At 70.9% G+C, this 4,977-nt stretch carries 4 protein-coding genes; 3 read left to right on the top strand and 1 reads right to left on the bottom strand.

Going from position 1 to position 4,977, the window contains the following annotated elements:
- Positions 1-213 precede the first annotated feature (213 nt).
- Both ACYVE7_RS28915 and ACYVE7_RS28910 read left to right on the top strand, forming a co-directional pair.
- Entirely contained in the window at positions 214-1,416 is a 1,203-nt protein-coding gene (locus ACYVE7_RS28915; RefSeq protein WP_460369023.1) for an MFS transporter, read from the top strand.
- 23 nt (positions 1,417-1,439) lie between these two features.
- Complete coding sequence (locus tag ACYVE7_RS28910) at positions 1,440-2,759, top strand: D-arabinono-1,4-lactone oxidase (protein ID WP_460369021.1); 1,320 nt, start codon at positions 1,440-1,442, stop codon at positions 2,757-2,759.
- On the opposite strand, the gene ACYVE7_RS28905 is transcribed toward ACYVE7_RS28910, so the two are convergent.
- Positions 2,756-3,487 (bottom strand): hypothetical protein, encoded by a 732-nt coding sequence (locus ACYVE7_RS28905; protein WP_460369019.1) that lies wholly within the window; start codon positions 3,485-3,487, stop codon positions 2,756-2,758. The genes ACYVE7_RS28910 and ACYVE7_RS28905 overlap by 4 nt on opposite strands.
- 431 nt (positions 3,488-3,918) lie before the next feature.
- On the opposite strand from ACYVE7_RS28905, the gene sepH reads away from it, so the two are divergent.
- Positions 3,919-4,977, top strand: a 1,059-nt coding sequence (gene sepH, locus ACYVE7_RS28900; RefSeq protein WP_460369018.1) for a septation protein SepH, incomplete at its 3' end; no start/stop codon positions are given.

Below are 4,977 nucleotides of genomic sequence, written 5' to 3'. Positions count from 1 at the left end.
GGGGATCGGGTCGGGCGGCGCGGCGGCGGGGGTGCGCCCCGCCGGGCTGCCCAGCCGGATCGCGAACCACCCGGCGGCACCGGTGAGCAGCAGCACCCCGACGACGGCGAGCGCGGTGAACAGATGGCGGCGGGTCACCCCGGCAGGGTACCGGCAGTCGCCGGGAGGTCCGCGGAACCCACGCGATACCGTGATCTTGAAGGGGGTCTTGTCATGGCTAATCCGTATCGTGCGCTGCTCGCGGTCCCGGGGGCCAGGACCTTCGTGCCGGCCAGCTTCGTCGGGCGCATGTCGATGTCCATGCTGGGCATCGGCGTGGTCCTCATGTTGACCGGGACGGGGCGCTCCTACGGGCTGGCCGGGGCCGTGTCGGCGACGGTCGCGCTGAGCTGGGCGGCGTTCTCGCCGTTCACGTCGCGGCTGGTCGACCGGTACGGGCAGGGGCGGGTGTTGGTGCCGCTGGTCACCGCCAACGCCGTCGCGGTCGTCGTACTGATCTTCTGCGCGGAGGCAGGGCTGCCGGACTGGGCCCTGTTCCCCGCCGCCGTGTTCACCGGGATGAGCTCGCCCAACCTCAGCGCGATGATCAGGGCGCGGTGGAGCCATCTGCTGAGCGACGGCGGGCCCGCGCTCCACACGGCCTACTCGATGGAGTCGGTCCTGGACGAGGTGGTCTTCGTCTGCGGGCCGATGCTGGTGAGCCTGCTGGCCACGCTGATCAACCCGGCGGCCGGCGTGCTGGCGGCGGGGCTGTTCACCGTGGCGGGCTGCTTGGCCCTGGCCGGGCAGCGGGCCAGCGAACCGCCCGTCACGGGACGTGCGCGTGAGGGGGGCGGCGTGCTGCGCACCCCGGGGCTCGCCGTGATGATCACCGGGTTCTTCCTGCTGGGCATGGTGTTCGGGACGGCCGACGTCAGCGCGATCGCCTTCGCCGACGAGCAGGGCCACAAGGCGCTGTCCGGGGTCGTCCTGGCCTGCTTCGCCCTCGGCAGCGGGGTCGCGGGGCTCTGGTACGGGGCGCGGCGCTGGAAGAAGGCGCTGCCGACCAGGTTCCGGTACGGGCTGGCGCTGCTGGCCGTCGGGCTCGCGCCGCTGCCGTTCGTCACCAGCCTGCCGCTGATGATGGTCGTGATCTTCTTCGCCGGAATGGCGATCTCGCCGACGATCATTCCGGCCTACGGGCTGGTCGAACAGGCGGTGCCGGAACGGCAGCTCACCGAGGGGCTGGGCTGGTGTGGAGCGGCCATCGGCGTGGGGGTGGCGATCGGGGCGTCGGTGGGCGGCCATCTGATCGACTCGGGTGGCACCCGGGCGTCCTTCAGCCTGGCGTTCGGGGCAGCGGCGGCGGCCGTCCTGGCGGGGCTTCTGGGCGGGTCTCGGTTGAATAACAAGAACGAACATGAATTTTCTTCATGAATTCCGGCGGCTAGAGTTCCACCATGTCCCAGCAGAACCGGCCTTCCCAGCAGATCTGGCGCAACTGGGCGGGTAACCAGCAGATCACCCCGAAACGCGTGCTCAGCCCCACCAGCACCGACGAGGTGGCCGCCGCCGTCCGCCAGGCCGCCGAAGACGGGCTGACCGTGCGGATGCCCGGCACCGGACACTCCTTCACCGGGGCCGCCCTCGCCGAGGGCGTGCTGCTCCGACCGCAGGGACTGACCGCGATCCGGTCCATCGACACCGCGTCCGGGCTGGTCACCGCCGAGGCCGGGCTGCCGCTGTGGAAGCTCAACGAACTCCTCGACGAGCACGGCCTCGCCCTGGCCAACATGGGCGACATCCAGGAGCAGACCCTGGCCGGCGCGTCCCAGACCGGCACCCACGGCACCGGCCGCGACGCCGCGGGCCTCGCGTCCCAGATCGTCGCGCTCGAACTCGTCCTCGCCGACGGCAGCGTCGTGCAGTGCTCGCGGACCGAGCGGCCCGAACTGTTCGACGCCGCCGTCGTCGGGCTCGGCGCGCTCGGCATCGTCACCGCGATCACCTGGCAGACCGTCCCCGCGTTCCTGCTCAAGGCCCACGAGGCGCCGATGACCTGGGACGAGGTGCTGGGCCGGCTCGACGAGCTCGACCACGACAACGAGCACTTCGAGTTCTTCTGGTTCCCGCACAGCGAAGGCTGCCTGACCAAGCGGAACAACCGCGTCGAAGGCCCGCGCGACCCGCTGCCCAGGTTCAAGGCCTGGATGGACGACGAGTTCCTGTCGAACAAGGTCTTCGGCGCCGCCCAGAAGATCACCCAGACCTTCCCCGGCTCGATCAGGACCGTCAACGGGATCTCCGCGAAGCTGCTCGGCGAGCGGACCTACACCGACACCTCCTACAAGGTCTTCACCACCTCGCGGACCGTGAAGTTCAAGGAGCAGGAGTACGCGATCCCCCGCGAGCACCTGGGCACCGCGCTCCGCGAGCTGCGCGCCGCGTTCGACCGGCGCGACTGGAAGATCAGCTTCCCGGTCGAGGTGCGGCTGCTGCCCGCCGAGGACGCCTGGCTGTCGATGGCCCACGACCGGCGCAGCGCGTTCATCGCGATCCACATGTACCGGCCGCTGGACCACGCCGAGTACTTCCAGGGCGTCGAAGAGATCATGACGGCGTTCGGCGGGCGGCCCCACTGGGGCAAGATGCACACCCGCGACGCCGCCTACCTCGAGAGCGTCTACCCCAAGTTCGGGGAGTTCGCGAAGCTCCGCGACGAACTCGACCCCGACCGCCGGTTCCTCAACGCCTACACCCGCAAGGTGTTCGGAGCCTAGGAACCGGTGGGCGGCTGTGTCGCCTCGGCCTGAGGCGGCGGGGCCGGCTCCTGCGGGACGTCGGTCGTCGGAGCCTGGGACGGCTGCTGGGTCGGGGCGGGAGTCGACGGCGCCGGGGTGGTCGGCTCGGAAGTGGCGGGCGGGCTGGTCGGCGGCGTCGATGAGGGCGTCCCGGACGGGGTGGTCGACGGGCTCGGGGTCTGGCTGGTCCTGGCCGGGGACGGCTTCGGATCGGGACGGGTGAAGCCGCCGCCCCAGGTGCCGCGGTCGGCCTGCTCGTTGTTGACGACACCCGCCACCGAGTTGCCCATGACCCGTTCGGCGACCGTGATCCCACCCATGACCAGCGCGAACACCGCGACGGCCGTGCTCAGCAGCGCCAGCCGGCGACGCCGCCACCAGGCCGTCGCCGGCTCATCGCGAAGATCCACCGAGGGCCGGTCGGCGGCGGGCACGTCGAGACCGGTCGTGCCGGCGGGCGCGTGCTCCAGCCGGGCCCCGGTCGTGGCGTGATCGGTGTGCTCGATCACCGCGGTGACCCGCTCCCTGCCCTGATCGAGGTAGTGCTTGTAGATCGCGGCGCCGCCCGTGGTGAGCAGGCTGGTGACGGCCGCGCCCCAGAGGGTCCCCACCGAACCGAGTTTCGAGGCGGCGATCGCCGCGGTCGTCGTGGCGAGCGCACTCGCGACCAGTTGCGTCCCGCTGAGTTCCAGCTTCGGGCGCGACATGGCTAAACCCCCGTACCTCATCCGTTTCGGCCCACACGTAATGAACCGCCAGCTTCCCCAACTAACCACAAGCCGAGAGCGTTTTCGCACGTCAGGGATCATGGAACGTCGGCGGCGCCGGGGAAAAGGATGCACAAGAATCCGTGAGCCTGGCCCCCAGAGAGCCTTGCTCAAGGCATCCTTGCAGCGGGAGGAGTTGGCCTGCGTCCCGTCGAATCCGGTGACCACACTCACACCGCGGAAATCGCCGGAGGATTCGGGACGACGATGTTCGGACATGCCGGGTACGGTGCTGGCAGCAGGCGTGTTCTTGACGAGAGACTACTGAGGTTGACCTGGTGTATGCCGGGGACGCTTCGGGGAAAGGGCGCGCGTGCGCCCGCTGTCGCAAGGACGGTGCAGGGCCGGGGACAAGGCTGGGAAGGACACGTATGCAGGAGCTGCGCCTCGTGGCGGTGAGCGAGGACGGTTCGTACCTCGTGTTGGCCACCGCCGGACGAGGCACTCGGTTCACCCTGCCCGTGGACGACCGGCTGCGTGCAGCGGTCCGCGGGCACTTCTCCCGTCTCGGTCAGTTCGAGATCGAAGTGGAGAGTCCTTTGCGCCCCAAGGAGATCCAGACCCGGATCAGGGCCGGTGAGACCGCCGAGGAGATCGCCGAATCGGCGGGAATCCCGGTGGAGAGGGTCCGCTGGTTCGAGGGACCCGTCCTCCAGGAGCGGGAGTACATGGCCCAGCAGGCCCAACGCTGTGTCGTGCGCACCCCCGGCGAGCCCACGGCCGGCCCCCCGCTCGGCGAGATCGTCGAGGAGCGGCTCGGCCGTCGCGGCGCCGACCTCGAGGAGGTCCAGTGGGACGCCTGGAAATGCGAGGACAACTCCTGGCAGATCCGGCTGTCCTTCTATGACTCCGGCCGCCCGCACGCCGCGGAATGGAAGTTCGATCCGCGCCGCCGCTCGGTGTCGCCGCTCGACGACGAGGCCGCCCGGCTGATCTCCCTCACCGAAGAGGAGCCGCCGCCCGCCGACGTCACGCCGCTGCGCCGCCCCGCCATGAAGATCGTTTCCGATCAGCGCCGCGACCTCGCCCCCGGACGTCCCTTCGCCCCCCGCCCCGCCGACGACTCCCTCGGATCCGAGCTGTTCACCCCGGAGCGCTTCCAGCGGGAAGCGCGTGTCGAACTCCCCGACCTGGAGTCCTTCCTCGCCCCCGAGCCCGCCGAGCGTTCCTCCTTCACCCAGCCCTCCCCCGCCGACACCGCCGCCGCCCTCGACCCCGAGATCATCACCCCGTCCGCGGTGCACCGCTCCGCGGTGTCCGCGACCCCGCCGCCCTCCGCCCCGCCCGCCCCGTTCCTGCCCGACCCCGAACTGGTCGAGTCCGTCCTGGACTCCATCCCCACCGAACAGCCCACCCCCTGGCACGCCGACCCCGCCGCCACCGACCCGACCCGCCCCTCCTCGCCGACCCACCCCGAGCCCGCCGTGGCC

This window comes from Actinocorallia lasiicapitis, from assembly GCF_054778695.1.
This window is presented reverse-complemented; position numbering and strand designations above follow the sequence as displayed.

What these genes read in the sequence shown, in the direction of transcription:
- ACYVE7_RS28915 (WP_460369023.1), top strand. Translation starts at nt 214, where the DNA reads ATGGCTAATCCGTATCGTGCGCTGCTCGCGGTCCCGGGGGCCAGGACC.
- ACYVE7_RS28910 (WP_460369021.1), top strand. Translation starts at nt 1,440, where the DNA reads ATGTCCCAGCAGAACCGGCCTTCCCAGCAGATCTGGCGCAACTGGGCG.
- ACYVE7_RS28905 (WP_460369019.1), bottom strand. Translation starts at nt 3,487, where the DNA reads ATGTCGCGCCCGAAGCTGGAACTCAGCGGGACGCAACTGGTCGCGAGT.